Raw genomic sequence first — 24,806 nt, 5'->3', positions numbered from 1 at the left:
TCCTCCAGGCGGTCGTGCGGTGTTCCCGTCATCGCGAGCCGAGCGTCATCCCGCCGTCCTCGCCGGGGTCGCGGTTGGTTTCACGGCGGGATTCGCGATGGGATTCCCGGTTGGGTTCGCCACCTGGTTCGTGGCCGGATCCGTGGAGTTCGGCCGCCAGCCGCTCGGCGTCCCGGGCCGAATACCCCTCGATGGACACCGGGTTCCCGTTGACCTCGAACCGGTGCACCTTGCCGCGGTGCCGACCCAGGAAGGCGACCACCGTGCCGCCGACCGCGGTCCAGGCGGCCGGGCTCTCGGCCACGGCCACCACGACCTCGACCAACACCGAGCGCGCGGCGCCCCGGGGCAGTCGGAACCCGGCCGACGCCAGGTGGTCGCGGAAGTCGTCGGCGAACCCGTCCGGCACCTCGACCGGCACCGCGCGGGTTTCGTCCGCGGACATCAGCAGGAACTTGACGACACCGCTCTGGTTTTCCTCGTCGCGAATGATCAACAGTTTCTCCGTGGTGCCTGCTCTCCGCAAGCGTGCGGAAACCGGTGAACCGCTGAGCTGCGGTTTCAGTGGGGCAGGACGCTAGCATTCAACCGTTGGGCGCGATTGCGGAAACAGTTGTCGACCACTCGCATGGCCTAATTGACGGGAAGTCCCGGCGCTATTCCCGGTAAACGGGAAATCTCACGTTCCCGGTACCCGCGGCGGGTCGAGCAGTTCGGCCAGCAGCGCGCGCACGCGCCGGTCGATCTCGTCGCGGATGGGGCGGACCGCCTCGACGCCCTGGCCGGCCGGGTCGTCGAGGGCCCAGTCCAGGTAGCGCTTGCCGGGGAAGACGGGGCAGGTGTCGCCGCAGCCCATGGTGATGACGACGTCGGAGGCTTCGACGGCCTCGGTGGTGAGCTTCTTGGGCGCCTCGGCGGTGATGTCCAGGCCCCACTCGGCCAGCGCCCGCGCGGCGGCGGGGTTGACCTGGTCGGCGGGCGCGGAGCCGGCGGAGCGGACCTCGACGCGGCCCAGGGCGTGGTGCTGGAGCAGGGCGGCGGCCATCTGGGAGCGGCCGGCGTTGTGGACGCAGACGAACAGGACCTCGGGCTTGCGGTGCAACGGGCTGTCCTCCGGTGTCGGGCGGTCGGCGGCACGGTCGGCCGCGTGGTCGGTCACGTGGTGCGGTGCACGGCGGGCGCGAGGCGGTCCACCCGGCCGGCCAGGTCGCGGAAGGCGGCGTCGAAGGCGTCCCCGGTGCCGGCCGCGGCGGGGTCGGGCACCGACCAGTGCAGCCGGTCGGCCGGGTCCAGCTCCTCGTGGGCGCTGTCGCACACCGCCACCACCAGGTCGTCGTCGCGCAGCACGTCGGTCACGGGGCGGGTGCGCGCCCTGGCCAGGGACAGCCCGTGTGCGCGGGCGGTGGCGACCGCCAGGGGGTGGACCCGGTCGGCCGGTCGGGTGCCCGCCGACGCGGTGGGCACCGGGCTGCGGTCCGCCCACAGCGCGGCCGCCAGCTGGGAGCGCGCGGAGTTGTGGCTGCACACGAACACCACGCGGCCGGCCTCCCGCGTCGCGGCGGGGGCGAGGCCGGTGAGCGCGGCCGGGCGCAGGCGCAGGTAGGTGCGCCGGTGGTCGCCCTCGGACCGCGACCGCTCCACCACACCCGCCCGCTCCAGGAACCCGACGTGGTGGGCCACCAGGTTGCTGGGCAGGCCCAGCGCCCGGCCGACCTCGCCGGGGGAGGCGTCCCCCAGCAGCAGCAGTTCGACGACCGCCAGCCGTGCGGGTTCGCCCAGGGCGGCGTGGACCCGGGCACGGGCGGTCAGCCGGTCAGGCCAGTCAGCGTTCATTGACTCAATTGTGGTTGACTCGTCCTGCCCGACGCAACCACCCACCCCGGAGGCCCCCTTGACCGCGTCCGCCCGGCAACCCGACGTCCTGCGCGGGCTGTCGTTCCTGGACCGCTTCCTGCCGGTGTGGATCGGGGTGGCGATGGTCGCCGGCCTGGCCCTGGGCCGGTTCGCGCCCGGTCTGCCGGGCGTGCTGGAGGCGGTCGAGGTCGCCGGGGTGTCGCTGCCGATCGCGCTGGGCCTGCTGCTGATGATGTACCCGGTGCTGGCGAAGGTCCGCTACGACCGGCTGGGCGCGGTCGCCGGCGACCGGCGCACCGTGGTGCTGTCGCTGGTGCTGAACTGGGTCCTCGGCCCGGCCCTGATGTTCGCCCTGGCCTGGGTCTTCCTGCCCGACCTGCCCGAGTACCGCACCGGGTTGATCATCGTGGGCCTGGCCCGCTGCATCGCCATGGTGATCATCTGGAACGACCTGGCCTGCGGCGACCGGGAGGCCGCCGCCGTGCTGGTGGCGTTGAACTCGGTGTTCCAGGTGCTCATGTTCGGCGTGCTGGGCTGGTTCTACCTGGACCTGCTGCCCGGGTGGCTCGGGCTGGACACGACCGGGATCGACTTCTCGCCGTGGGAGATCGCCCTGTCCGTGGTCGTCTTCCTGGGCGTCCCGCTGACCGCCGGCTACCTCAGCCGCCGCCTCGGCGAACGCGCCCGCGGCCGCGACTGGTACGAGTCGAAGTTCCTGCCGAAGATCGGCCCGGTCGCGCTCTACGGCCTGCTGTTCACCATCGTCCTGCTGTTCGCCCTCCAGGGCGACCAGATCACCTCGCGCCCGCTGGACGTGGTCCGCATCGCGCTGCCGCTCCTGGTGTACTTCGCGGTGATGTGGTTCGGCGGCTACGCCCTGGGCAAGGCCGCCGGCCTGTCCTACGAGCGCACCACCACGCTGGCCTTCACCGCCGCCGGCAACAACTTCGAGCTGGCCATCGCGGTGGCCGTCGGCGTGTTCGGCGTGGCCTCCGGCCAGGCCCTCGCGGGCGTGGTCGGACCGCTGATCGAGGTGCCGGCGCTGGTGGCCCTGGTCTACGTCAGCCTGCGGCTGCGCGAGCGCTGGAGGTAGCCCGTGCTCCAGGGGTGAACGGTGGCGTGTCGGCGCCGGGACGTCGGGCGCGGGACCCACCGGCCCGGCGCGTCCCCTCGGCGCGCCGGACCGGCGGGCGTCAGGGGCGCGCGGCCGGCGCGGTCAGGGTCAGGTCCGCCACGGCGGGACCGCCGCAGCAGCCGCCCGACCCGGGCTCGGCGGCGTCGAAGACCCCGGAGCCACCGCACACGCCGGTCTCGGGCAGCACCAGCTCGACCCGCTCCGCGCCCTCGTGGTCGCCGGCGATCTCGGCGACCACGCTGCGGACCTGCTCGTAGCCGGTCAGGGCGAGGAACGTCGGCGCGCGGCCGTAGCTCTTCATCCCCACCACGTACACCCCGGCCTCCGGCTGGCGCAGCTCGTCCGCGCCGTGCGGCTCGACCGTGCCGCAGGAGTGGACGTTCGGGTCGATCAGCGGCGCCAGCCGGGTCGGCGCACCCAGCACCGGGTCCAGGTCGAGCCGGACCTCCGACAGCCACGAGTGGTCGGGGCGGAACCCGGTCAGCGCCACCACCTCGTCCACGGGGTCGAGCCGCCTGCCGTCCTGCGACCGGAGCACCAGCCGCTCGCCCTCGCGCTCGACGGCCCCGGTGCGGAACCCGGTGACCACCTCGACGTGCCCGGCCCGCGCGGCGGCCGCCGCCCTGAGCCCGAGCGCGCCGCGGGCGGGGAGCTGGTCGGCCTCGCCGCCGCCGAACGCGGCGCCGACCGCGCCGCGGCGCAGCAGCCAGGTGACGTGCGTGCCGGGGTGGCGGTCCGCCAGCCCGGCCAGCGCGACCAGGGCCGTCAGCGCCGAGTGCCCGCTGCCCGCGACGGCGGTGCGCTTGCCCGCGTAGCGCTCGGCCTCCGCGACCAGGTCGGGCACCCGATAGGCGATCCGGTCGGCGGCCGCGCGTTCGCCGACCGCCGGCAGCCCGTCGCCGCCCAGCGGGTTGGGCGAGCCCCAGGTGCCGGAGGCGTCGACCACGGCGCGGGCGGGAATCCGCTCCTCCCCGCCGGTGGTCTCCACGTGCACGGTCAGCGGCTCGTCGTCCCGACCGGCGTCCACCACCCGGTCCCGGCCACGCCGGGCCGCACCCACCACCCGCGCGCCGAACCGGACGTGCTCGCCCAGCGCCTCGGCCAGCGGCTCCAGGTACCCGGCCGCCCACTCGGCGCCGGTCGGGTGGTGGTCGGCGGGGGGCGCGGTCCACCCGGAGCGCTCCAGCAGCCGCCGCGCGGCCGGGTCGACCAGCTCCAACCACGCCGAGAACAGCCGCACGTGGTGCCACCCCGCCACCGCCGCGCCCGCCCGCGGCCCCGCCTCCAGCACCAACGGCCGCAACCCGCGCTCGACGAGGTGCGCCGCCGCGGCCAGCCCGACCGGCCCCGCCCCCACCACGACCACCGGCAACTCACTCATGACCACTCCAGTTCATCGTCGTTCTTCGATCGAACAGGCCGCACTCTATCGAGCGATGTCGATGCAGACAACCATCGGTTCCGGTCGATAAACTGGCCCCATGACGACGCCCGCGCGGTCCGCCACCGCGCAGCCCACGACCGGGTCGGCCGCCGGCCTCGCGCCGGACGACGCCGCCACCTACGCCGAGTGGTTCGCCTGCCTGGCCGACCCGACGCGCGTGCGGCTGCTGCACACCGTCGCCACCCACCAGGGCGAGATCACCGTGGGCGCGCTGACCGAGGCGGTCGGCATCAGCCAGTCCACCTGCTCCCACCACCTGCGCAAGCTCGCCGACGTCGGCTTCGTCCGGCTGCGCAAGGAGGGCACAGCCACCCTCGTGTCGGTCAACCCGGCCTGCTGCACCGGCCTGCCGCACGCCGCCGACGCGGTCATGGGCACCATCGTCACCCGTCCGTGCTGCCCCACCGACCTGCCGGACGACGTCACCGTGCGCGCCATGACCGACCGCGACTGGGTCGACGTGCGCCGCGTCTACGGCGAGGGCATCGCCACGCGCAACGCCACCTTCGAGACCGAGACCCCCAGCCGCCGCACCCTCGAGGCGAAGTGGCTGCCCGAGCACCGCTGGGTGGCCGTGGTCGACGGCCGGGTCGCGGGGTGGGCCGCCGCCACGCCGGTGTCGACCCGCGAGTGCTACTCCGGCGTCGCCGAGACCTCCGTCTACGTCGGCGAGGGCTTCCGCGGTCGTGGGGTGGGGAAGGCGTTGCTGCACAAGCAGGTCACCGCCGCCGACACCGGCGGCCTGTGGACGCTCCAGACCGCGATCTTCCCGGAGAACCGCGCGAGCATCGCCCTGCACCACGCTGCGGGCTTCCGCACCGTCGGCGTCCGCGAGCGGATCGCCCGGCACCACGGCACCTGGCGCGACACCGTGCTGCTCGAACGCCGCGCCGCCCCCGGCCCGACCACCTGCTGAAGACCCCCCGAACACCCCTCCCGAGAACCCCGCGGAACACCTCGCGGAACACCCCGCCGACGCCCTTCCCGACCCCTTCGGCGAACCGCGTGTCACCCGCCGACGGCGCCCGTGACGGCGTGTACCGTGTCGCGGACGACAGGCGCCCGTTCAACCACGAGCGGGCGCCTGTCGCTGCTCTGCGCTGGAGTCGCGAGGAACGAGGGTGGCATGGCTGAGACGACGGCCAAGGGGACCGCGGTCGCGAGACGGGCCTCCGGCAAGGCGACGCCGGTGGACCAGCCCGAGCTGCGGCAGCTCCTCGCCGGGCTGACCGCGGTCCGCGACGGCGACTTCGGCACCCGGCTGCCCGACGACGCGGACGGCCTGCTCGGCGAGATCGCCACCGTCTTCAACGGCATGGTCGACCAGCTGTCGCTGTTCACCTCAGAGGTGACGCGCGTGGCGCGCGAGGTCGGCACCGACGGCCGGCTGGGAGGCCAGGCCGAGGTGCCCGGCGTGTCCGGCACCTGGAAGGACCTCACCGAATCGGTGAACGCCATGGCGGGCAACCTGACCAGCCAGGTCCGCGACATCGCCCAGGTCGCCACCGCGGTGGCGCGGGGCGACCTGTCGCAGAAGATCGACGTGGACGCGCGCGGCGAGATCCTGGAGCTGAAGGAAACCGTCAACACGATGGTGGACCAGCTCTCGGCGTTCGCGGACGAGGTCACCCGTGTGGCGCGCGAGGTGGGCAGCGAGGGCCGGCTCGGCGGGCAGGCCCAGGTGCCGGGCGTCGCCGGCACCTGGCGCGACCTGACCGACTCGGTGAACTTCATGGCGGGCAACCTGACCGACCAGGTCCGCAACATCGCCCAGGTGACCACGGCGGTGGCGCGGGGCGATCTGTCGCAGAAGATCACGGTCACCGCGCGGGGCGAGATCCTGGAGCTGAAGAACACCATCAACACGATGGTGGACCAGCTGTCCTCGTTCGCCGATGAGGTCACCCGCATGGCCCGCGAGGTCGGCACCGAGGGCATCCTCGGCGGTCAGGCGGACGTCAAGGGCGTCTCCGGCACGTGGCGCGACCTCACCGACTCCGTCAACTTCATGGCGGGCAACCTGACCGCGCAGGTGCGCTCCATCGCCCAGGTCGCCACGGCGGTGGCGCGGGGTGACCTGTCGCAGAAGATCACGGTCACCGCGCGCGGTGAGATCCTGGAGCTGAAGAACACCATCAACACGATGGTGGACCAGCTGTCGGCGTTCGCGGACGAGGTCACGCGCGTCGCCCGGGAGGTCGGCACCGAGGGCCGGCTGGGCGGTCAGGCGGACGTCAAGGGCGTCTCGGGCACCTGGAAGGACCTCACCGAGTCGGTGAACGTCATGGGGGACAACCTGACCGCGCAGGTGCGGTCGATCGCCCAGGTGACCACGGCGGTGGCGCGGGGTGACCTGTCGCAGAAGATCCGCGTGGACGCGCGCGGCGAGATCCTGGAGCTCAAGGACACCATCAACACGATGGTGGACCAGCTGTCGGCGTTCGCGGACGAGGTCACGCGCGTGGCCCGTGAGGTCGGCACCGAGGGCAACCTCGGCGGCCAGGCCACCGTGCGCGGTGTGTCGGGCACCTGGAAGGACCTCACCGACAACGTCAACGTGATGGCCTCCAACCTGACCAGCCAGGTGAGGTCCATCGCGCAGGTGGCGACCGCGGTGGCGCGCGGCGACCTGTCGCAGAAGATCACCGTCGAGGCCAAGGGCGAGGTCGCCGCGCTGGCCGGCGTGATCAACACGATGGTGGACACGCTCTCGGCGTTCGCCGACGAGGTGACCCGGGTGGCGCGCGAGGTGGGCACCGAGGGCATCCTGGGCGGTCAGGCGCGGGTGCCCAACGTGGCGGGCACGTGGAAGGACCTGACGGACAACGTCAACTCGATGGCGAACAACCTGACCAACCAGGTCCGCAACATCGCCCAGGTCACCACCGCCGTCGCCAACGGCGACCTGACCCGCAAGATCGACGTCGACGCGCGCGGCGAGATCCTGGAGCTCAAGACCACCATCAACACCATGGTGGACCAGCTCTCGGCCTTCGCCCAGGAGGTCACCCGGGTGGCGCGCGAGGTGGGCACCGAGGGCAAGCTCGGCGGCCAGGCCGAGGTCGAGGGCGTCTCCGGCACCTGGAAGCGCCTCACCGAGAACGTCAACGAACTCGCCGGCAACCTCACCCGCCAGGTCCGCGCCATCGCCGAGGTCACCAGCGCGGTCGCGTCCGGCGACCTGACCCGGCAGATCACCGTGGACGCCTCCGGCGAGGTCTCCGAGCTGAAGGACAACATCAACTCGATGGTGGAGTCCCTGCGCGTCTCCACCAAGGCCAACCAGGACCAGGACTGGCTCAAGACCAACCTGGCCGGCATCTCCGGGCTCATGCAGGGCCGTCGCGACCTCGCCGTGGTCGCCGAGCTGATCATGGACGAGCTGGCCCCGCTGGTCTCCGCCCAGTACGGCGCGTTCTACCTCGCCGACGACGCGGACGAGGAGCCGGAGCTGCACCTGATCGCCTCCTACGGCCGCCCCGACGCCGACGACCACGTGGCCACCCGGCCCACCCGCTTCCGGCTCGGCCAGTCCCTGGTCGGGCAGGCCGCGCGCAGCCGCCGCACCATCGCCGTGGACGACGTGCCGCCCGGCTACGTCACGGTGTCCTCCGGCCTCGGCCAGACCGCGCCCATCAACCTGGTGGTGCTGCCCATCGTGGTCGAGGACCAGGTGCTGGGCGTGATCGAGCTGGCCTCGGTGCACCAATTCACCGCGATCCACCGCGACTTCCTCGAACAGCTGATGGAGACCGTCGGCGTCAACGTCAACACCATCGTCGCCAACGCCCGCACCGACGAGCTGCTGGTGGAGTCCCAGCGCCTGGCCGGCGAGCTCCAGGCCCGCTCCGGCGAGCTCCAGAAGCGGCAGGAGCAGCTCCAGGACTCCAACGCGGAGCTGGAGGAGAAGGCGGCGCTGCTGGCCCAGCAGAACCGCGACATCGAGACCAAGAACCTGGAGATCGAGCAGGCCCGGCAGGAGCTGGAGACCCGCGCCAAGCAGCTGGCGCTGGCGTCGAAGTACAAGTCGGAGTTCCTGGCCAACATGAGCCACGAGCTGCGCACCCCGCTCAACAGCCTGCTCATCCTGGCCCAGCTGCTGGCCCAGAACCCGACCCGCAACCTCACCCCGAAGCAGGTCGAGTACGCGGGCATCATCCACTCGGCGGGCTCCGACCTGCTCCAGCTGATCAACGACATCCTCGACCTGTCCAAGGTCGAGGCGGGCAAGATGGACATCACGCCCGAGCGAGTGCCGCTGCGGCAGCTGCTGGACTACGTCGAGGCCACGTTCCGGCCGATGACCACGCAGAAGAGCCTCGGCTTCCGCATCACCACCGGCTCCGGCGTGCCCGCAGAGCTGCTCACCGACGACAGCAGGCTGCGGCAGGTGCTGCGCAACCTGCTGTCCAACGCGGTGAAGTTCACCGAGACCGGCAGCGTGGAGCTGCGCATCGAGCCCGCCGACCCGGCCGAGCTGCCCGCGCCGGTGAAGCGGCACGGCCAGGCCATCGCCTTCCGCGTGGTGGACACCGGCATCGGCATCGCCGAGCAGCAGCTGGAGTCGATCTTCGGCGCGTTCCAGCAGGCCGACGGCACCACCAGCCGCAAGTACGGCGGCACGGGCCTGGGCCTGTCCATCAGCCGCGAGATCGCCTACCTGCTCGGCGGCGTGGTGACCGCGGAGAGCACCCTGGGCAAGGGCAGCGCGTTCACCCTCTACCTGCCGGTGGCGCGCCCCGAGTTCCAGGAGCTGCCCACCGCGGGCGGCGTGCCGTCGCCCGCCGCCCTGCCCGTGGCGGAGCACCCGGCCCCGGCCGAGGGCGGCTCGGGCGGACCGGCGCACCAGCGCCGGCTGCTGGTCATCGAGGAGCGGCCCCAGGGCCTGCTGTCCCTGGTGGCGCAGAGCGCGGTCACCGACCTGGCCGACAGCAACGACCCGCGGGGACCGGTCGAGGTCATCACCGTGGTGGGCGCGCAGGAGGCCGCGGCCGTGCTGGCCGCCGAGGCGTGCCACTGCGTCGTGCTGGAGCTGGACATGCCCGACGGCGCGGCGCTGGAGTTCCTGGAGGCCATGGACGGCGACGCCGGCCTGGGCAACGTGCCGGTGCTGGCGCACAACAACCGGCGGCTGGCGCCGGAGCAGGAGCGGCGCCTCCAGTCGCGCCCCGTCGACCGGCCGCTGGAGCTGCTGTCCAGCCTGGACGAGCTGCGCGAGCGCATCGCCCTGCACCTGACCGCGGAGGTGCCCGGTGCGGTGCTGCCGCTGGTGCGCCACGAGGACCCGGCGCACCACCAGCCCGCGCCGCGCCCGGTCAACGGCCGGCTCGCCGGGCGGACGGTGCTCATCGCCGACGACGACGCGCGCAACCTGTTCGCCCTGAGCAGCATCCTGGAGCTGCACGGGGTGAGCGTGCTGCACGCCGAGAACGGCCGCGAGGCCATCGAGGCGCTGTCGGCGAACCCGGAGGTCGACCTCGTCCTGATGGACGTGATGATGCCCGAGATGGACGGCTACGCCGCCACGACGGCGATCCGCGCCATGCCCGAGCACGCCGACCTGCCGATCATCGCCGTCACCGCCAAGGCCATGCCGGGCGACCGGGAGAAGAGCCTCGACTCGGGCGCCAACGACTACGTCACCAAGCCCGTGGACTCCGACGACCTGGTGAACTGCATGCAGCGCTGGCTGGACCGCTGAACACCGCTCCACCGCCCGCCGACCGAGGAGATCCCGCTTGTCGACCGACGCCCCGGACCACCGGGCGACCGCGGCCCAACCCCGGACCGCGGTCGCCGGCGCCGGCCTGACCCGGCTCGCCGCCACGGTCGAGCGGCTGTCCCGCGAGGTGCGGGAGGCGCACGCCGTGGCCGACGGCCGCGCGCTCATCGAGATGGCCAAGGGCGTCCTCGTCGAACGGCTGGGCTGCGGCCCGGCGGAAGCCGCGCGCCAGCTGGCGCTGCTCGCCGACCAAGCCGGTCTCGGCCAGCTGGAGCTGGCCGCGGACGTGGTCGACCAGGCGTCGCGCGACCGGTTCACCGAGGCGGCGGGCGAGCTGCTCGCGCCGCCGTCCGCCACCGGCGGCGGGTCCGGGCCCGGTGGGTTCGGGGCCGGCCGGTCCGCCGCCGGCCGGTCCGCCGCCGTCCGGCTGCGCACCGCGGAGAGCGGCGCGCTGGCCGCCGGCGACACCCAGGCCGTGGCCGAGTCGCTGCTGGAGCACGCGCTGGCGCCGCTGGGCGCGACCGCGGTCGCCATCTGGTCGGCGGCGATGGACGCGTCGCTGACCCTGCGCGGCTCGGCCGGGTTCGCCACCGAGGAGGCCAGGCGCTGGCGGTACGTGCCGCCCGGCATCGCCACCCCGGCCCGGCGGGCGCTCGCCGAGCGCACCACGGTGTGGATCCCGGGGCTGACCGAGTCCGGCCTGCCCTCGGTCGGGCACCACGACCTGCACGGCGCCCGGGTCGCCGCGCCCGCCGAGTCCGGCGGTCGCGTCGTCGGCGTGCTGGAGATCTGCTGGCCGGAACCGCAGCCGCCGCAGCCGCCGCGGATCCTGCGGCAGGTCGAGGCGCTGGCCGAGCTGTGCGCCCACACCCTGGACGCCACGGCCGCGGGCGAGCCGGACGCCGACAGCCCGGTGGCCGACGAGCTGGTCGACCTCGCCGAGGTCCTGCTCGACCCCGCGCTGGTGCTGCGCCCGCACCTGTCGCCGACCGGCGCGCTGCTCGACTTCCGCATCCACCACGTCAACAACCGGTTCGTCGACCTCGCGGGCCGGCCGCGCAGCTCGGTGACCGGGATGCTGCTGCTGGAGGCGTACCCGCTGGCCGCGGGCGAGGGCGACCTGTTCGACAAGGTCGAGCACGTGCACGCCACCGGCGAGCCGTTCCGCAGCGACCGCATGGCGCTCACCGCGCTGGTGGAGCAGGTGCCGCTGGTCCTCACCGCGGGCGTGGGCATCAGCAGGCACGGCGACAGCGTGCTGGTCGTCTGGCGCGTGGAGGACGAGACCACCCGGCTGGCGAACCTGCTGCACCACGCGCAGCGCCTCGGGCGCATCGGCGGCTTCGAGGAGGACGTGGCCGGCGGGCGGATCACCTGGAACCGGCAGCTGTTCGCCCTCTACGGCCTCGACCCGGTCGAGGACCCGGTGCCGCTGTCCGCGCTGGCCGGGTACTGCCACCCCGACGACACGGCCACCATCACCCGGTTCCTGCGCACCGTGCTGCACCACCGCCGCCCCGACTCGACCTCGTTCCGGTTCCAGCGGCAGGACGGGATCGTCCGCCACATCCGGGTCGTCGCCGAACCCGTGCTGGCCGGCGACCGCCTGCTGGCCGTGCGCGGCGCCTACCAGGACGTGTCGGCGCAGCACTGGACCGAGGTGGCGCTGTCGGCCACCCGCGACCAGCTCGCGCACACCGAGCAGCAGGCGGCCGAGCAGAGCAGGCTGGCGCTCCAGCTCCAGCGCGCGATCATGCCGCTGACCCAGCCGTCGATCGAGGCGTTCGGGCTCCAGATCGCGGTGCGCTACCGGCCCGCCGAGCAGGAGCACCTGGTCGGCGGCGACTGGTACGACGCGGTCGTGCTGCCGTCCAAGCAGATCCTGCTGTCGGTCGGCGACATCACCGGGCACGGCATCAAGGGCGCCACCGGCATGGTGGTGCTGCGCAACGCGCTGCGCGGCCTGGCCGCGACCGGCGCGGGGCCGGGGCAGCTGCTGTGCTGGCTCAACCTCGTGGCGCACCACCTGACCGACAACATCCTGGCCACCGCCGTGTGCGCGCTGTACGACCCGCACACGCGGGTGCTGCGCTGGGCCAGGGCCGGCCACCCGCCACCCGTGCTGGTGCGCGAGGGGCGGGCCGACGCGCTGCCCAACCCGCGCGGGGTGATGCTGGGCGCGATCTCCGAGGCCGACTACGACGAGGCGGAGGTGGTCCTGGACCTCGACGACACCCTGCTGCTCTACACCGACGGGTTGATCGAGCGCCGGGACGCCGACCTCGACGAGTGCCTGGACTGGCTGCTCACCGCCGCCTCCGGGTACGAGGGGTCGCTGGAGCGGCGGTTGGACCACCTGCTGGACCGCAGCCCGGCCGACACCGACGACGACACGTGCATCGTGGGCGTGAAGCTGGCCTGAGCGCGCCCTACCGCAGGCACCGGCCGCACGGGCGGGCGGTGGGGTAGCGCTGCTCCAGCTCCCGGCGGGTGCCGCAGATCTTCACCCGGTCGCCCAGCCACGAGCCGCTGACCGGCGGCGGGCCGCTGACCTCGCGGCAGGTGACGCGGTGCAGGGCCATGTCGTCCGGGTCGAGGGTGTGCTCGGCGTCGAGGACGAACTGCTCGGGGTGCGTGGTGATCCACCACTCGTAGGACCCGTTGTCCTCGTTGAACTCCAGCATGGCCCACATGATCCCCGATCCGGGAGGTGATCGAGGGCTCCGTTCGCCCTCGACCTGGGTGTGCTCGCGCGCGGCGCCCTGCCCGACGACCGGTCCTGGCGGGCTCGGCTGCTCATCGCCGCGGCGCCGGCGGCGAGCCGGAGCGCGCCGGTGCTGTGGCGACGGCGGCGGTCCGCGCCCGCGTGGGCGGCGCTGCTGGTCGCCCGCGGAGCCGCGCACGCGGTCGAGGTGGGGATCGGGGCGAGCACCGGCAGCCTGTTCACGCCGGGGCAGTGGGCGGTGCTCGTGGCGCTGCACGGCGTGGGCCTGACCCGGTCCGGCGGCGCCGTCCACGTGCGCAACCGCCTGGTCACCGCACCCGGCCCGGCCGGTCAGGGCGTCCTGGGGCTCCGCGACCGCGTCCAAGCGGTCGTGCCGGCCCACGAGAGCGCGCGGGCCCTGACGGGTCAGGTCGTCGGGCCGCGCTCGGCGAGCGCGGGCAGGCCGAGGCGGGCGCGGGTGGTGCCGTCGAAGTCGTCGAGGAACGCGCGCAGCTCCGCCGCGAGGTGGTCGAGCGAGCGGACCGCGTACAGCACCGGCTGGTAGCCCGCCGCCTGGTACGCCTGGCCGGCGACGGCCGCGAGGTCCCACGGACGGATGTCGGCGTGCCGCAGGTGCCGCAGCTCGCCGTACGACGACAGCAGCGCCGCGCCGTACGCCTTCACCTCGTCGTCCTCGATCGCCACGCCGTACTCCAGGCTGAACCAGTACACGCGGCTGAGCAGGTCCAGGGAGTCCTCGTCGGCCACCCGGGCCGCGGCCGCGCCGAACCGCCGGTACAGCCCGGCGAACGCCTGGGACGCCAGGTGCGTGCCGTGCCCGAACACGTCGTGCAGCACGTCGGGTTCGGGCGTGTAGAGCGGCATCGCCGGGTGGCGCACGTACTGCACCGCGTGGAAGTAGCCGCGCGCCATGGAACCCAGGAACCTCCTGACCGGCACCGGACCGCCGGCCGGGGTGAACCGGAACCCGGTCAGCTCGTCCAGGCGGTCGCCCACCTCGGCGTGCTGGGGCACGTGGTCGGCCGGGATCGGCGCGGCGTCGCGCGCCCGCAGCACGGCCCGGCACACCGCGTCCCGGTGGACCTCCAGCAGCGTGGCGTGGGCCCGGCGCCACGTCAGGTGCTCCTGCTCGGTGTAGGTGACCGGCGGTGACGGCTCGCCCACCTCGAGCCCGTCGGCCAGGGCCACGAAGGCGTTGCGCCGCCGGACGTAGGCGGGGTCGCCGAACCCGGGGTGCCGCCGGACCGGGCCGAGCTGCCCGTCCGGGGTCACCGGCGCGCGTCCCGGCCGGATCGTGGTGTTGATGCTCATGTCCCGGGGCCTACCCGGACGGGCCCCCGCCACGCGGTGTCCGGCCGGGTGGACCCGGTCGGGTGACCGGCGGTTCACCGGGGTGGGTGGCCTCAGGGGCGTCCCGGCACCGACCGGCGCGGCTCGTCAGGCCCGGCTGCCGGAGCGGAGGGTGATCGCGGCCCAGACGACGCGGCCCTCGTCGAGCGTGGGCGTGTTGCCGCAGGCGGTGCTGAGCCGGTGGACGCGGGTCAGGTCGAGCCGGTGGGGGGCGCCGCGCGGCGAGGGGCCGGCGTGCCGGACGGCGACGGTGAGCTGGTCGGGGAACCGCTCGATGCGCAGCACCAGGGCCGAGCTGGTGTGCGCCCGGGTGATGTCGACCAGCTCGCCCGCCAGCAGCACCGTGCGCGGGCTCGCCTGGCGCAGGTCCCACTTCAGGCAGGTGCGCCGGGCGAAGTCGCGGGCCAGGTGCGGCGCGTCGGTGTCGGCGGGCAGCTGCATCTCGTTGCGGTGCCGCCGCGTCGGCGCGGTCGCCACGGCGAGCGCGGTGTCCAGCCGCTCGTGGCAGGGCACGAAGCGGGCCAGCCCGGTGCGCTCCAGCATCCTGCGGTGGCGCTCGGCGGTGGCCACCAGCAGCAGCGGCACGCCCGGCCAGCGGCAGCAGCGCATCCACACCGCGGCGAACACGCTGGCCAGCGGGTCGCTGCCCAGTTCGAGGTCGGGGCCGAGCACGACGACGACAGCGTGCGGCTGCTCCGCCACGTGCTTGAGCAACCCGTCGCGCATGCCGACGTAGGTGGACAGGTCCAGCCTCCCCACCGGGGACAGCAGCACCACGTCGCCGCGCGTGACCGCTCGCAGCGACAGGTCGGTGTCGGTCGTCACGCGCTCTCCGCCCATGGCCGGTTGGCTGTTCGATCCCCCTGGCCAACTCCTCCCCCCGTCATAGCCCGTCGTCGGGGACATGTCACCGCCCGTGTGTTGCTCCCGGGCCCAAGTCACCCATTAGCAGGCAACCGATGAGTAGGAACCGCCCTGGACTCTCACCCGAACGGCGAACTTACCCGCCAGCGCCGACCCCGCCGTCCTCACCCGGTGTCGCGGTTCCCGGGCCTGGAATTCATTGCGGTATCAGCCTTTTGTCCGTTTGGTCGCCCGGTGCCGCGCCGCACCGCCAGCCGCACCGACGCGGTGGTCGGCGGGGGAGTGGCGTACCCGGCGAAGGGGATGTCGTCGAACCCGGCGATCGAGACCCGGTCGGGCACCGCGACTCCCGGTTCATGCAGCCCGCTGAGCGCGCCGCGCGCCACCAGGCCGTCGCAGCGCCGGGCCACCCCGGGCGCCGGCAGTCCCACCGTGGTGGTGCGGCCGAGCGCCGGGCTGCGCGCGTGCGGGTCCGGCTCGTGGCCCAGCGCGGTCGCGGTGGCCCGGACCCGGTCGGCCGGCGCCGTCGCCGGGCGTGTTGCGGAACTCGTCGGACCTGTTCACAGTCGTGCGGCACGTGGTGAGACGCCTACCTCGAACCTTCCGGAGCAGCGATTGACACCCGCTTCGACAGCGCGGTAGAAAGCGGTTTCCCGCCTGGTGTGGCGTGGACCACGGGCTGGGCGGTCGAGGAGACGTCGCCGAGGAGGGCGCATGGCGGGTTCCGGGGGAGGAGGGGCGGACGGCGTGCCCGCGGCCCCCCGGCCGGCGTCGCCACCGCGACGACCCGTGCCGCGCATCCGCGAGGGCATCGCCGGGCCGCTGGACGAGGACCGGCGGGCCGAGGTGGTGTTCATCGACGAGGTCACTGCGGCGATCGGCGGCTGATGGCCAACAGCCGGCGCGGCCGGTTCCACCTGGAGATGCACTGGTGGCACGGCGCCCACTTCCCCCTGTGGGGCCGCCCGGAACTGCTGGTGCGCGCGCTCGACTGGTACCCGCGGGTGCTCGGCCTCGCCCGCGCGACCGCGCGCGGGCAAGGGCTACCGGGGCGCGCGGTGGCCCAAGCAGGTCGGCCCGGACGGGCGGAGAGCCCCAGCCCCATCGGCACCTTCCTGCTCTGGCAACAACCGCACCCGATCCACCTCCCGGCCGTGGCGATGACCGCGACCAGGCTCGGCGAGCCCCGCGCCGCGGTGGACGCGCTGCTGCTGGACTCGCCCAAGAACGGTTACCTGCCCAACGGGCACAACCGGCGGTCCGCGCGGCTCCCGGCGTACCTGCCGGGCAACGGCGGCCTGCCGGCCGCGGTCGCCCTGATGGCCGCGGGCTGGGACGGCGGTCCGCCGCGCCCCGGGTTCCCCGACGGTTGGCCCGTGCGGCACGAAGGTCTGGTCCAGGCACCCTGAGCGGTTCGGAGGAAACGCAGTGCGGTCCAACTCCAGTGGGCGGTCCCGGCGCCGCTACGCCGTCGTCGGCGCGGGGCACCGCGCCGCCCTGTACGTCGAGGCGCTGGCCGGCGAGTACGCCGACGTCGGCGCGGTGGTGGCGTGGTGCGACCCGAGCCCGACCCGGATGGCCTACTACGACGCGGTCCTGGGGCACGCCCCGGCGCGCTACGCGCCCGAGCGGTTCGCGGACCTGCTGCGCGAGCAGCGGCCGGACGCGGTGATCGTGACCTCCCCGGACGCCACCCACCACCACTACGCGGTCGCGGCGCTGCGGGCCGGCTGCGACGTCGTGGTGGAGAAGCCGCTGACCACCACGGCCGAGGGCGCGCGGGCGATCTCCGACGCCGTCCGCGAGTCGGGCGGCGAGCTGGTCGTCACGTTCAACTACCGCTACTCGCCGCGCAACGAGGAGGTGCGCAGGCTGATCGCGGCGGGCGCGGTCGGCGAGGTCACCTCGGTGCACTTCGAGTGGGTGCTGGACACCGTGCACGGCGCCGACTACTTCCGCCGCTGGCACCGGGACAAGGCCCACTCGGGCGGGCTGCTGGTGCACAAGGCCAGCCACCACTTCGATTTGGTCAACTGGTGGCTGCACGACGTGCCGCGCACCGTGTTCGCGCTGGGCGGCCTGCGCTTCTACGGCGCCGGAAATGCCGCCCGGCGCGGGCTGGGCGCGCGGCCGGAGCGCTCCACCGGCGCGCCGGGCGCGGACCGCGACCCGTTCGCGCTCGACCTGGCCGCCGACGACGTGCTGCGCCGGCTCTACCTGGAGGCCGAGGCGGACGACGGGTACCTGCGCGACCGGGACGTCTTCAGCGGCGGCATCACCACCGAGGACAACCTGTCGGTGGTCGTCGGGTACGGCTCGGGCGCGTCCCTGAGCTACTCGCTCAACGCCCACTCGCCGTGGGAGGGCTACCGGGTCGCGGTGAACGGCACGGAGGGGCGGGTGGAGCTGGACGTGGTGGAGCGCGGGCACGTGCTGCCCGCCGGGGCCGCCGGCGTGGTCGGCAGGCCGGCGGTCGACCCGAGCGCCACGCCGGACCGGCGGGCCCCGGGGGTGTCGTCGGCGGCGGGGTCGGCGTTGTCGGGAACGTCGCGATTGGCGGGGTCGGCGGGAACGGCGTTGTCGGGCTCGACGGCGAACCCGCGCCCGGCCGGCGAGCGGCTGCTGCTCCAGCGGCACTGGTCGGTGGCGGAGGAGGTCCCCGTGCCGCAGGGCGACGGCCCCCACGGCGGCGGTGACGCCCACCTGCTCGACGACGTGTTCCGGCCGGGCACCGCGCCGGACCCGCTGGGCCGCCGCGCGGGCGTGGTGGACGGGCTGCGCAGCGCCGGCGTCGGCATCGCGGCCAACCTCTCGCTGCGGACCGGGCAGGTGGTGCGGATCTCCGACCTGGGGCTTTCCTCGGACGGGTGACGCCCGCGGTGGCACGATGCGGGCCATGACGCTGCTCGTGCCCTCCGACGTGCTCCACCCGCGCCGCCCCGACGAGCACTTCGCCGCCGAGGCGGAGGCCGCCCGCGCGGCCGGGGTGGCGGTCGCCCTGGTCGACCACGACGCGCTGGCCGACCCGGACGGCGACGCGGACCGGGCGGTGCGCCGGGTGCCCGAGGGCGCCGGCGTGGCCGCCTACCGCGGCTGGATGCTGAGCTCCGAGCGGTACGCGGCGTTCGCGGAAGCCCTGCGGCGGCGGGGCGTGGAGCCGTGGACCGGCCCGGAGCAGTACCGCCGGGCGCACGAGCTGCCGGGCTGGTACCACGACCTGGCGGGGGTCACCCCCCGGTCGGCCTGGACCTCGGGCGACGACCGGGCCGGTTTCGACCGGGCGCGCGACGAGCTGGGCCCCGGTCCGGCGGTGCTGCGCGACTACACCAAGTCGATGAAGCACCACTGGGACGAGGCCGCCTTCATCCCCGACCTCGCCGACGCCGACGCCGCGTGGGCCGTGGCGAGCCGGTTCCGGGAGCTGCGGGAGGACGTGGTCGGCGGGTTCGTCCTGCGCCGCTTCGAGCACTTCGCCTCCGCCGAGGTCCGCACCTGGTGGGTCGACGGCGAGTGCCGGCTGGTCGGCCCGCACCCCGACACCCCCGACGACCTGCCCGCGACCCCGCCGGACCTCGGGGGCGTCGCGCCCCTCGTGGCCGGCCTGGGGCTGTCCTTCGTCACCGCCGACCTGGTCCGCCGCGAGGACGGGGAGTGGCGCGTGGTGGAGCTGGGCGATGGGCAGGTCAGCGACCGGCCGTCGACGATCGCGCCCGCCGCGCTGGTCGGCCTGCTGCCCGGGGTGGCCTGAGTGGTGGGGATGGCCCGAGGGTCCGGGCGGCCCGAGGGCCCGGGTGGCCTGGAGGTCCGGGGTGGCCTGGAGGTCCGGGGTGGCCTGGAGGTCCGGGGTGGCCTGGAGGTCCGGGGTGGACGGAAGCCGGGCCCCGCCGCAGCGGGACCCGGCTCCGGTCACCCCGAGGTCAGCTCGTCGGGAAGTTGTCCGGCGTGCTGATGCGGCTCTTGATGTACGCACCGGACTCGGTGAGCACGTTGCCGCTGCTGTAGTCGCCGCCGTTGCAGGTGCCGGGCCGGAGCGCGGCGCTGCTCTCGTTGGCGTCGGAGTACGTCCAGTTCGCGTAACCGATCTTCAGCTGGTCGAGCAGGTCGATCCAGGCCGCCGTGCTCGTCCGGTCGTACGCGCCGCCGCCGGTGGCGGTGACCGTGCCGAACTCGGTGACGAACAGCGGCAGTCGGGACGCGGCCCGGCTCACCGTCGCGCGGTAGTTGTCCTTGTGCGAGGCGGCGTAGAAGTGGAACGCGTACATGATGTTGGTCGCGTTGACCGGGTTGTTGATCACCTCGGTCTCGCTGGAGCCCTCGGACACGCCCAGCGACGACCACGCGCGGGTGCCGACGATGACCACGGCGTCCGGGTCGGCGGCGCGGATGACCGGGATGACCTGCTCGGCGTAGCTCTTGATGCCCTGCCAGCTCACGCCGTTCGGCTCGTTGGCGATCTCGTAGATCACGTTGCGCTTGTTGGCGTTGCGCGCGGCGACCTGCGAGAAGAAGGTCTTCGCCCTCGCCAGGTTGTAGTTCGGGTCGCCCGGCGTCAGGGTGTGGAAGTCGATCAGCGCGTACATGCCGCGCGACTCGGCCATGTCCACCAGGGCGTTGACCCGGTTGGTGAACCCGGTGGGGTTGGTCTCGTAGCCCTGCTCCTGCACGTACATGGCGATGCGGAACAGGTCGGACTTCCAGTCGTTGACCAGCGCGTCGAGCGAGGCGTTGTTGTAGCACTTGTCGAACCACTGGATGCCGTGCGTGCTCATGCCGCGCAGCTGGATCGGGCGGTTGTACTGGTTGCACAGGTTCACGCCGCAGACCCGCAGCTGCCCGTTGATCTCGACCGGCGTGCGCCCGACCGGCGGGTTCGTGGTCGTCGTGGTGGTGGTCGTGGTGGTGTTGGTCGACGTGGGCGAACCGGTGCACGCCACGCCGTTGAGCGCGAACGACGTGGGCGCGGGGTTGCTGCCCGAGAACGTGCCGGTCAACCCCAGGTCGGTCGACGCGCCGGTGCCCAGCGACCGGTTCCAGTCCACGTTGGTGGCGGTGACCGCGGAACCGGACTGCGACCAGGTGGCGTTCCAGCCCTGGCCCACCCTCTGCCCGCTGGTGGGGAAGGTGAACCCGAGCGACCACCCGCTGACCGGGTCCCCGAGGTTCGTGAGCTTGACGTTGGCCTGGAACCCACCCTGCCACTGACTCGTGACGGTGTAGTCCACCCGGCAACCCTGCGCGGCGGCCATGGCGTTCGGCAGCATCGCCACCGCGGAACCGAGGACCACCGCGGAAGCCGCCAGTGCGGCGGTGGAGCGCTTCACTGAGCCCCTCCTCTGATCTCGACAGCTGTCTGGGAGCGCTCCCAGAGCGCTCCTAGACCGGGGACCGTACACCGGGATGCGCGTGCACGTACATAGCGTCGTACCCGGTAACTTCGCGTGATCAGCGCTCGGTGCGGCCCCGGACACGGCCGCGCCGCCCCGCCGGGCACGTGTCCCGGCGGGGCGGCGCGGCCTCGCGTCAGCTGTTCGCGGGGCCCGCCCACCCCTGCGGCACGTGCCCGATCCGCACCCGCTGCGGGTGGTCGCCCACCGGCACCGAGACCAGCTCGCGCCCGGTGGCGAAGTCGATCGCGGTGACCTGGTCGGCGCCGCTCTCGGAGATCACGCAGGCCCGGCCGTCGCCGCTGACCGTGGCCCAGTACGGCTTGGCCGCCGGCACCAGCGGTCCCTCGCGCAGCGACGCGCGGTCCACCACCGTGGCGTAGTCGTCCATGGTCCCGGCGACGCACAGCTTGTCGCCGGCCGGGCTCATGGACATGCCGTGGTGGCGCGAGTCGTTGACGAAGGTCTTGCGGTCGTCGCTGGTGTTCGGGTTCTTGGGCAGCTCCTTGACCCTGGTGACGCGGTCGCCCGCCACGTCGTACTCCAGGAACCCGTTGAAGAACGAGACCTGGAAGTAGAGCGTGGACTCGTCGGGGGTGAACGCCACCGGCCGCACCGAGTCCGACAGGTCCGAGCGGCCGAAGGCGTCCAGCCGCTGCCGCATGTCGATCACCCGGGACTGCCGGAACGTCGCGGTGTCGACGACGGTGATGCGGCGGTCCCCCTTGGTGAAGTCCAGGCCGGGGTCGTCGAGGTCGGTGTTGACCTCCCCGATGGACATGTTCCACAGGCGCCGGCCGCCCTCGGTGAAGACGTTCTCGTGCGGCTTGTCGCCGGTGGCGAACTTCCCCACCTCGCGGCCGGTGCCGATGTCGAGCACGTGCACGGTGTTCGACGTCGAGGCCGACACCGCGACCCGCAGCCCGTCGGGGGAGACGGCCATGTGGTCGGAGCGGAACCCCGAGACCGGGAAGCGCCAGTTGACCCGACCGGAGGCCAGGTCGATCGACACCACGTCGGCGAAGCTGGGCCGCGACGCGACCACGGCCGAGCCGTCCGGCGTGGTGTACATGTCGTCGACGAGCTGGTCGTGGCCCTCGCCCGGACCGTGGCGGATGCCCAGGAAGAAGATCAGCTTGACCGGGTTGAGGTAGATCTCCCGCAATCGCTCCTCCCGGTCCGGGACGATGTTCACCCGCCCGATCCGGGCGAAGTCCCCGCTGGAGGCGATGACGTCCGCGGTGCCGTCCCAGTTGTTGCCGACGAACATCACCTCCCGCAGCTGCGCGGCGCCCGCCGGGGCGGCCGACCCGGAGGTGAGCAACCCGGCGGCCACCAGCCCGGAGGTGAGCAACCCGAGGAACCGCGCGCGTCGGGCGCGGGACGACGATGTCTTGGTCATGAGGGCTCCCAACCGAAACGGCTCTGTTCGCGGCGGAAAGGCTCGAAGCGGCGGTCGCCCGCCGGGCGACCACGTTGCTACTGTGCGGTAGCCACAGCGAACCAGTGGGTGAGGGACCCGTGGTAGGGGCGGCCGGCCAACAACCCGGTGGGCCCGTTGTGGCCCTGCCACAACGCCGTGGTCCGGGAGGAGCCGTGCCCGCAGCGAACCGGAGCGCCCTGCTCCGCGAGGTGCTCAGGGCGATGGCCCGGGACGACCGCGTCCTCGACGAGCTGGTCCTGGCGGCCCGGAGCCACTCGCCCGAGGTGGCGCGCCTGCCCGAGGCCGAGAACCGCCGCCACGTCCAGGTGCTGCTCGCCACCGGCCTGGCCTGCCTGGCCCGCCCCGAGCACCCCGACGACCAGGACTTCGCCACCGCCGAGGCGCTGGGCGCGGACCGCGCCGCCCAGGGCGTGCCCATCACCGGCCTGCTGCGCGGCGTCCAGGCCGGCCGCACCCGCGCGGTGCGCATCGCCATCGACCGCAGCCGCGCGGCCGGGGTGCCCGACGACGTGATCCTGGAGGCGGTCCTCGACCTGGACCGCTACACCGGCGCGCTGGAGCGGCACGTCGTCAACGGCTACCACACCGCCGAGCTCCAGCTGTCCCGCACCACCCGCGACGTGCGCACCCGGTTGCTGCGCGGCCTGCTCCTGCCCGGCGACCCCGACCCGCCGCCCGCCGACGACCTCCACCAGGCCGGGCTGCGGCCCGACGGCCGCTACCACTGCGTGGTCTCCGACGTCACCGATCCGTCCCGGGCCCGCGCCCTGGAGCAGCGGCTGCTCGGCCTCGGCGGCGTCTACGGCCTGGTCGAGGGCAGGCTCACCGGCCTGGCGGGCAGGCTGCCGAGCGCCGACGACCTCGCGCCCGACGTGCTGCTGATCGCCGCGCCCAGCGCGACCCTGGCCGGGCTGCGCGACCTCCACGCCCTGTGCGCGGCCGCGCTGCCCCTCGCGGCCGGGCAGGGGTTGCGCGGCGTGCACCACCTCACCGAGCTGGCCGGGGAGACCGCGCTGGCCGCGCAGCCCCTGCTCGCCGACCTGCTGGTGGACAGCGCGCTCGGCCGGCTCGACCCCGCCGACGACTTCCACCGCGAGCTGGCCTGCACCGCGCTGGCCTACCTCGACCACGGCAGGCGGCTCGGCCACACGGCCGCCGCCCTGCACCTGCACCCCAACACCGTCCGGTACCGCCTCGACCGGCTGGCGGAGATCACCGCGCTGCCGCTGGACGACCTCGCCGCCGACGCCCGCTCGACCGTGCTCGACACCCTGCGCTCGTGGTGGGCGCTGCACACCTGGCTCGACCGGGGAGCGGTCGGCCGCGACGCCGGGACCGCGGGCGAACCGGCAGACCGGGGCTGATCCCGGACACCACGCGCCACGGCTCGTGATGCGTATGTCCGGTACCGTACATTACAATGGTCCCGTGCTCGGTACCGGACGGAACGAGGTCGGCCCGGCGTTCGACCTGGTCTGCCTGACCGCCTCCCTGGGCGGGGTGACGGCCTACCGCCACCTGCTGGAGCTGCTCCCGGCGTCGTTCCCCGCCGCCGTGGTCGTGGTCCAGCACCGCCCGGTCCGCGAGCACGACCGGCTGCCGGAGGTGCTGGACCGGCGGGCGGAGCTGCCGGTGCGGTTGCTCCGGGACGGCGAGTCGCCGCGACCGGGCACGGTCCACCTCGTCCCGGCTGGCTGCACGGCGGTGTTCGGCGCCGGGTGCGCCGTGTCCATCACGGCGGTGCCGGGACACCGGCAGGCCGATCCGCTGTTCGCCTCGGCCGCGGCGGTGTTCGGGCCGAGGTTGATCGTCGGCGTGCTGACCGGTCGGCTCGACGACGGCGCGCTGGGCGTGCGGCACGTCAAGGGCTCCGGCGGCCGGGTGCTGGCCCAGGACCCGGCCACCGCCGAGGCCGCCGGTATGCCGGGCTCGGCGCTGGCCACCGGCTGCGTGGACTTCGCGCTGCCGCTGACCGTGCTGGCCCACGCCCTGGTCGCGCTGGTCATGGCCCCCGGTGCGGCGGGGCTGCTGCGGGTGGCGTTGCCGTCGTGGGCCACGGCGATCACGACGTCCGCCTGACTTCACCCGACAGGAACACCGGAGGCGGGATGACGGCGCTCGACACGCCCGGAGGACTCATGGCGCGCAACCGGATCCTGGCCGCCCTGCCCGCGCCGGACCGCGACCGGCTGGCACCCCACCTCGTCCACGTGGACCTGGCGCTCGGGCAGGTCCTCTACCGCCCCGGCGGGCCGGTCGAGCACGTCTACTTCCCGCTGACCGGTGTGGCCTCCATCGTGACCGAGCTGGAGCACGGCCAGGTGGTGGAGGTGGCCACGGTCGGTGACGAGGGCATGGTCGGGCTGTCGGTGTTCCTCGGCGCCGGGCCGCCCACCGAGCGGTGCTCCGTCCAGATCGAGGGCGAGGCGCTGCGGGTGGGGTCCGACCGGTTCCGCGAGCTGGCCGCCGTGCTCGACGGCGCGCTCCAGGGGATGCTCCAGCGCTACGCCCAGGCCATGTTCACCCAGCTGGCCCGCAACGCCGCCTGCAACCGCAGCCACCACATCCGGGAGCGCTGCGCGCGGTGGCTGCTGATGTCGGCCGACCGCACGCACTCGGCCGAGTTCCCGCTGACCCAGGAGTTCCTGGCCCAGATGCTGGCCGTGCGCCGGGCCTCGGTCAGCGAGGTCGCCGCCGCGCTGGCCGAGGACGGGTGCATCAGCTACCGCCGCGGCGTCATCACCATCACCGACCGGGCGCGGTTGGAGGCCAACGCCTGCGAGTGCTACCGGGTCATCCGCGACACCTTCGCCGCGGCGTACCCGCCCGTCCGCGAGCGGCCGGAGGCGGGTTGACGCCGTGCGCGTGAGGCGGGCGACGGGCC

21 protein-coding genes are annotated in these 24,806 nt (G+C 74.0%); 11 read left to right on the top strand and 10 right to left on the bottom strand.

All coding sequences use genetic code 11. The features are described from left to right. Window positions 1-28: 28 nt before the first annotated feature. From Q5530_RS36600 to Q5530_RS36590, 3 genes are all read right to left on the bottom strand, one after another. Window positions 29-496 carry a hypothetical protein gene (locus Q5530_RS36600; protein ID WP_415367493.1) on the bottom strand — a complete coding sequence of 156 codons (468 nt, stop codon included), beginning with the start codon at window positions 494-496 and terminating at the stop codon, window positions 29-31. Window positions 497-679: 183 nt separating this feature from the next. Next, window positions 680-1,102 carry an arsenate reductase ArsC gene (locus Q5530_RS36595; protein WP_415367511.1) on the bottom strand — a complete coding sequence of 141 codons (423 nt, stop codon included), beginning with the start codon at window positions 1,100-1,102 and terminating at the stop codon, window positions 680-682. Window positions 1,103-1,155: 53 nt separating this feature from the next. Continuing rightward, window positions 1,156-1,833, bottom strand: coding sequence for an ArsR family transcriptional regulator (locus Q5530_RS36590; protein WP_415367492.1), 678 nt, complete (start codon window positions 1,831-1,833; stop codon window positions 1,156-1,158). 58 nt (window positions 1,834-1,891) lie between these two features. On the opposite strand from Q5530_RS36590, the gene arsB reads away from it, so the two are divergent. Continuing rightward, window positions 1,892-2,947 (top strand): ACR3 family arsenite efflux transporter, encoded by a 1,056-nt coding sequence (arsB, locus tag Q5530_RS36585; RefSeq protein WP_415367491.1) that lies wholly within the window; start codon window positions 1,892-1,894, stop codon window positions 2,945-2,947. Between the two features lie 100 nt (window positions 2,948-3,047). On the opposite strand, the gene Q5530_RS36580 is transcribed toward arsB, so the two are convergent. Next, complete coding sequence (locus Q5530_RS36580) at window positions 3,048-4,370, bottom strand: FAD-dependent oxidoreductase (RefSeq protein ID WP_415367490.1); 1,323 nt, start codon at window positions 4,368-4,370, stop codon at window positions 3,048-3,050. A gap of 100 nt (window positions 4,371-4,470) precedes the next feature. Between Q5530_RS36580 and Q5530_RS36575 the strand changes: the two genes are divergently transcribed. The 3 genes from Q5530_RS36575 to Q5530_RS36565 all read left to right on the top strand — a co-directional run bounded on the left by Q5530_RS36575 (window position 4,471) and on the right by Q5530_RS36565 (window position 12,577). Beyond that, complete coding sequence (locus Q5530_RS36575) at window positions 4,471-5,349, top strand: helix-turn-helix domain-containing GNAT family N-acetyltransferase (protein ID WP_415367489.1); 879 nt, start codon at window positions 4,471-4,473, stop codon at window positions 5,347-5,349. Window positions 5,350-5,559: 210 nt separating this feature from the next. Beyond that, a complete protein-coding gene (locus Q5530_RS36570) occupies window positions 5,560-10,134 on the top strand; it encodes a HAMP domain-containing protein (protein ID WP_415367488.1) in 4,575 nt (1,524 codons plus the stop codon). A 37-nt stretch (window positions 10,135-10,171) separates the two neighbouring features. Continuing rightward, entirely contained in the window at window positions 10,172-12,577 is a 2,406-nt protein-coding gene (locus tag Q5530_RS36565) for a SpoIIE family protein phosphatase (protein WP_415367487.1), read from the top strand. A gap of 7 nt (window positions 12,578-12,584) precedes the next feature. On the opposite strand, the gene Q5530_RS36560 is transcribed toward Q5530_RS36565, so the two are convergent. The 4 genes from Q5530_RS36560 to Q5530_RS36545 form a co-directional block, all read right to left on the bottom strand. After that, complete coding sequence (locus tag Q5530_RS36560; protein WP_415367486.1) at window positions 12,585-12,839, bottom strand: hypothetical protein; 255 nt, start codon at window positions 12,837-12,839, stop codon at window positions 12,585-12,587. Window positions 12,840-13,285: 446 nt separating this feature from the next. Beyond that, window positions 13,286-14,191 (bottom strand): phenylalanine 4-monooxygenase, encoded by a 906-nt coding sequence (locus Q5530_RS36555; protein ID WP_415367485.1) that lies wholly within the window; start codon window positions 14,189-14,191, stop codon window positions 13,286-13,288. A 126-nt stretch (window positions 14,192-14,317) separates the two neighbouring features. Further along, complete coding sequence (locus tag Q5530_RS36550; RefSeq protein ID WP_415367484.1) at window positions 14,318-15,055, bottom strand: STAS domain-containing protein; 738 nt, start codon at window positions 15,053-15,055, stop codon at window positions 14,318-14,320. A gap of 203 nt (window positions 15,056-15,258) precedes the next feature. Then, on the bottom strand, window positions 15,259-15,504 hold the full coding sequence (locus tag Q5530_RS36545; RefSeq protein ID WP_415367510.1) for a substrate-binding domain-containing protein: 246 nt from the start codon (window positions 15,502-15,504) through the stop codon (window positions 15,259-15,261). 304 nt (window positions 15,505-15,808) lie between these two features. Between Q5530_RS36545 and Q5530_RS36540 the strand changes: the two genes are divergently transcribed. The 4 genes from Q5530_RS36540 to Q5530_RS36525 are packed head-to-tail and all read left to right on the top strand — an operon-like array spanning window position 15,809 to window position 18,842. Next, window positions 15,809-15,982 carry a hypothetical protein gene (locus Q5530_RS36540; protein ID WP_415367483.1) on the top strand — a complete coding sequence of 58 codons (174 nt, stop codon included), beginning with the start codon at window positions 15,809-15,811 and terminating at the stop codon, window positions 15,980-15,982. Then, on the top strand, window positions 15,982-16,503 hold the full coding sequence (locus tag Q5530_RS36535; RefSeq protein WP_415367482.1) for a hypothetical protein: 522 nt from the start codon (window positions 15,982-15,984) through the stop codon (window positions 16,501-16,503). The genes Q5530_RS36540 and Q5530_RS36535 overlap by 1 nt, the downstream gene beginning before the upstream one ends. 19 nt (window positions 16,504-16,522) lie before the next feature. Continuing rightward, entirely contained in the window at window positions 16,523-17,965 is a 1,443-nt protein-coding gene (locus Q5530_RS36530) for a Gfo/Idh/MocA family protein (RefSeq protein WP_415367480.1), read from the top strand. A gap of 25 nt (window positions 17,966-17,990) precedes the next feature. Further along, window positions 17,991-18,842: an ATP-grasp domain-containing protein gene (locus Q5530_RS36525; RefSeq protein WP_415367479.1), complete on the top strand. Its 852-nt coding sequence runs from the start codon at window positions 17,991-17,993 to the stop codon at window positions 18,840-18,842. Window positions 18,843-19,011: 169 nt separating this feature from the next. On the opposite strand, the gene Q5530_RS36520 is transcribed toward Q5530_RS36525, so the two are convergent. Both Q5530_RS36520 and Q5530_RS36515 read right to left on the bottom strand, forming a co-directional pair. Continuing rightward, the gene (locus Q5530_RS36520) at window positions 19,012-20,415 is read right to left on the bottom strand and encodes a cellulase family glycosylhydrolase (RefSeq protein ID WP_415367478.1); all 1,404 of its coding nucleotides are present in this window, start codon (window positions 20,413-20,415) and stop codon (window positions 19,012-19,014) included. Between the two features lie 199 nt (window positions 20,416-20,614). Beyond that, on the bottom strand, window positions 20,615-21,748 hold the full coding sequence (locus Q5530_RS36515) for a YncE family protein (RefSeq protein WP_415367509.1): 1,134 nt from the start codon (window positions 21,746-21,748) through the stop codon (window positions 20,615-20,617). Between the two features lie 326 nt (window positions 21,749-22,074). On the opposite strand from Q5530_RS36515, the gene Q5530_RS36510 reads away from it, so the two are divergent. The 3 genes from Q5530_RS36510 (at window position 22,075) to Q5530_RS36500 (ending at window position 24,777) form a co-directional block, all read left to right on the top strand. Continuing rightward, on the top strand, window positions 22,075-23,286 hold the full coding sequence (locus tag Q5530_RS36510) for a helix-turn-helix domain-containing protein (protein WP_415367477.1): 1,212 nt from the start codon (window positions 22,075-22,077) through the stop codon (window positions 23,284-23,286). A gap of 64 nt (window positions 23,287-23,350) precedes the next feature. Further along, window positions 23,351-24,001 (top strand): chemotaxis protein CheB, encoded by a 651-nt coding sequence (locus tag Q5530_RS36505; RefSeq protein ID WP_415367476.1) that lies wholly within the window; start codon window positions 23,351-23,353, stop codon window positions 23,999-24,001. 29 nt (window positions 24,002-24,030) lie between these two features. Continuing rightward, window positions 24,031-24,777 carry a Crp/Fnr family transcriptional regulator gene (locus Q5530_RS36500; RefSeq protein WP_415367475.1) on the top strand — a complete coding sequence of 249 codons (747 nt, stop codon included), beginning with the start codon at window positions 24,031-24,033 and terminating at the stop codon, window positions 24,775-24,777. Window positions 24,778-24,806: the final 29 nt, after the last annotated feature.

Source organism: Saccharothrix sp. BKS2 (assembly GCF_047689505.1).
Classification (GTDB): Bacteria; Actinomycetota; Actinomycetes; order Mycobacteriales; family Pseudonocardiaceae; genus Actinosynnema; species Actinosynnema lopnurensis.
This window is presented reverse-complemented; position numbering and strand designations above follow the sequence as displayed.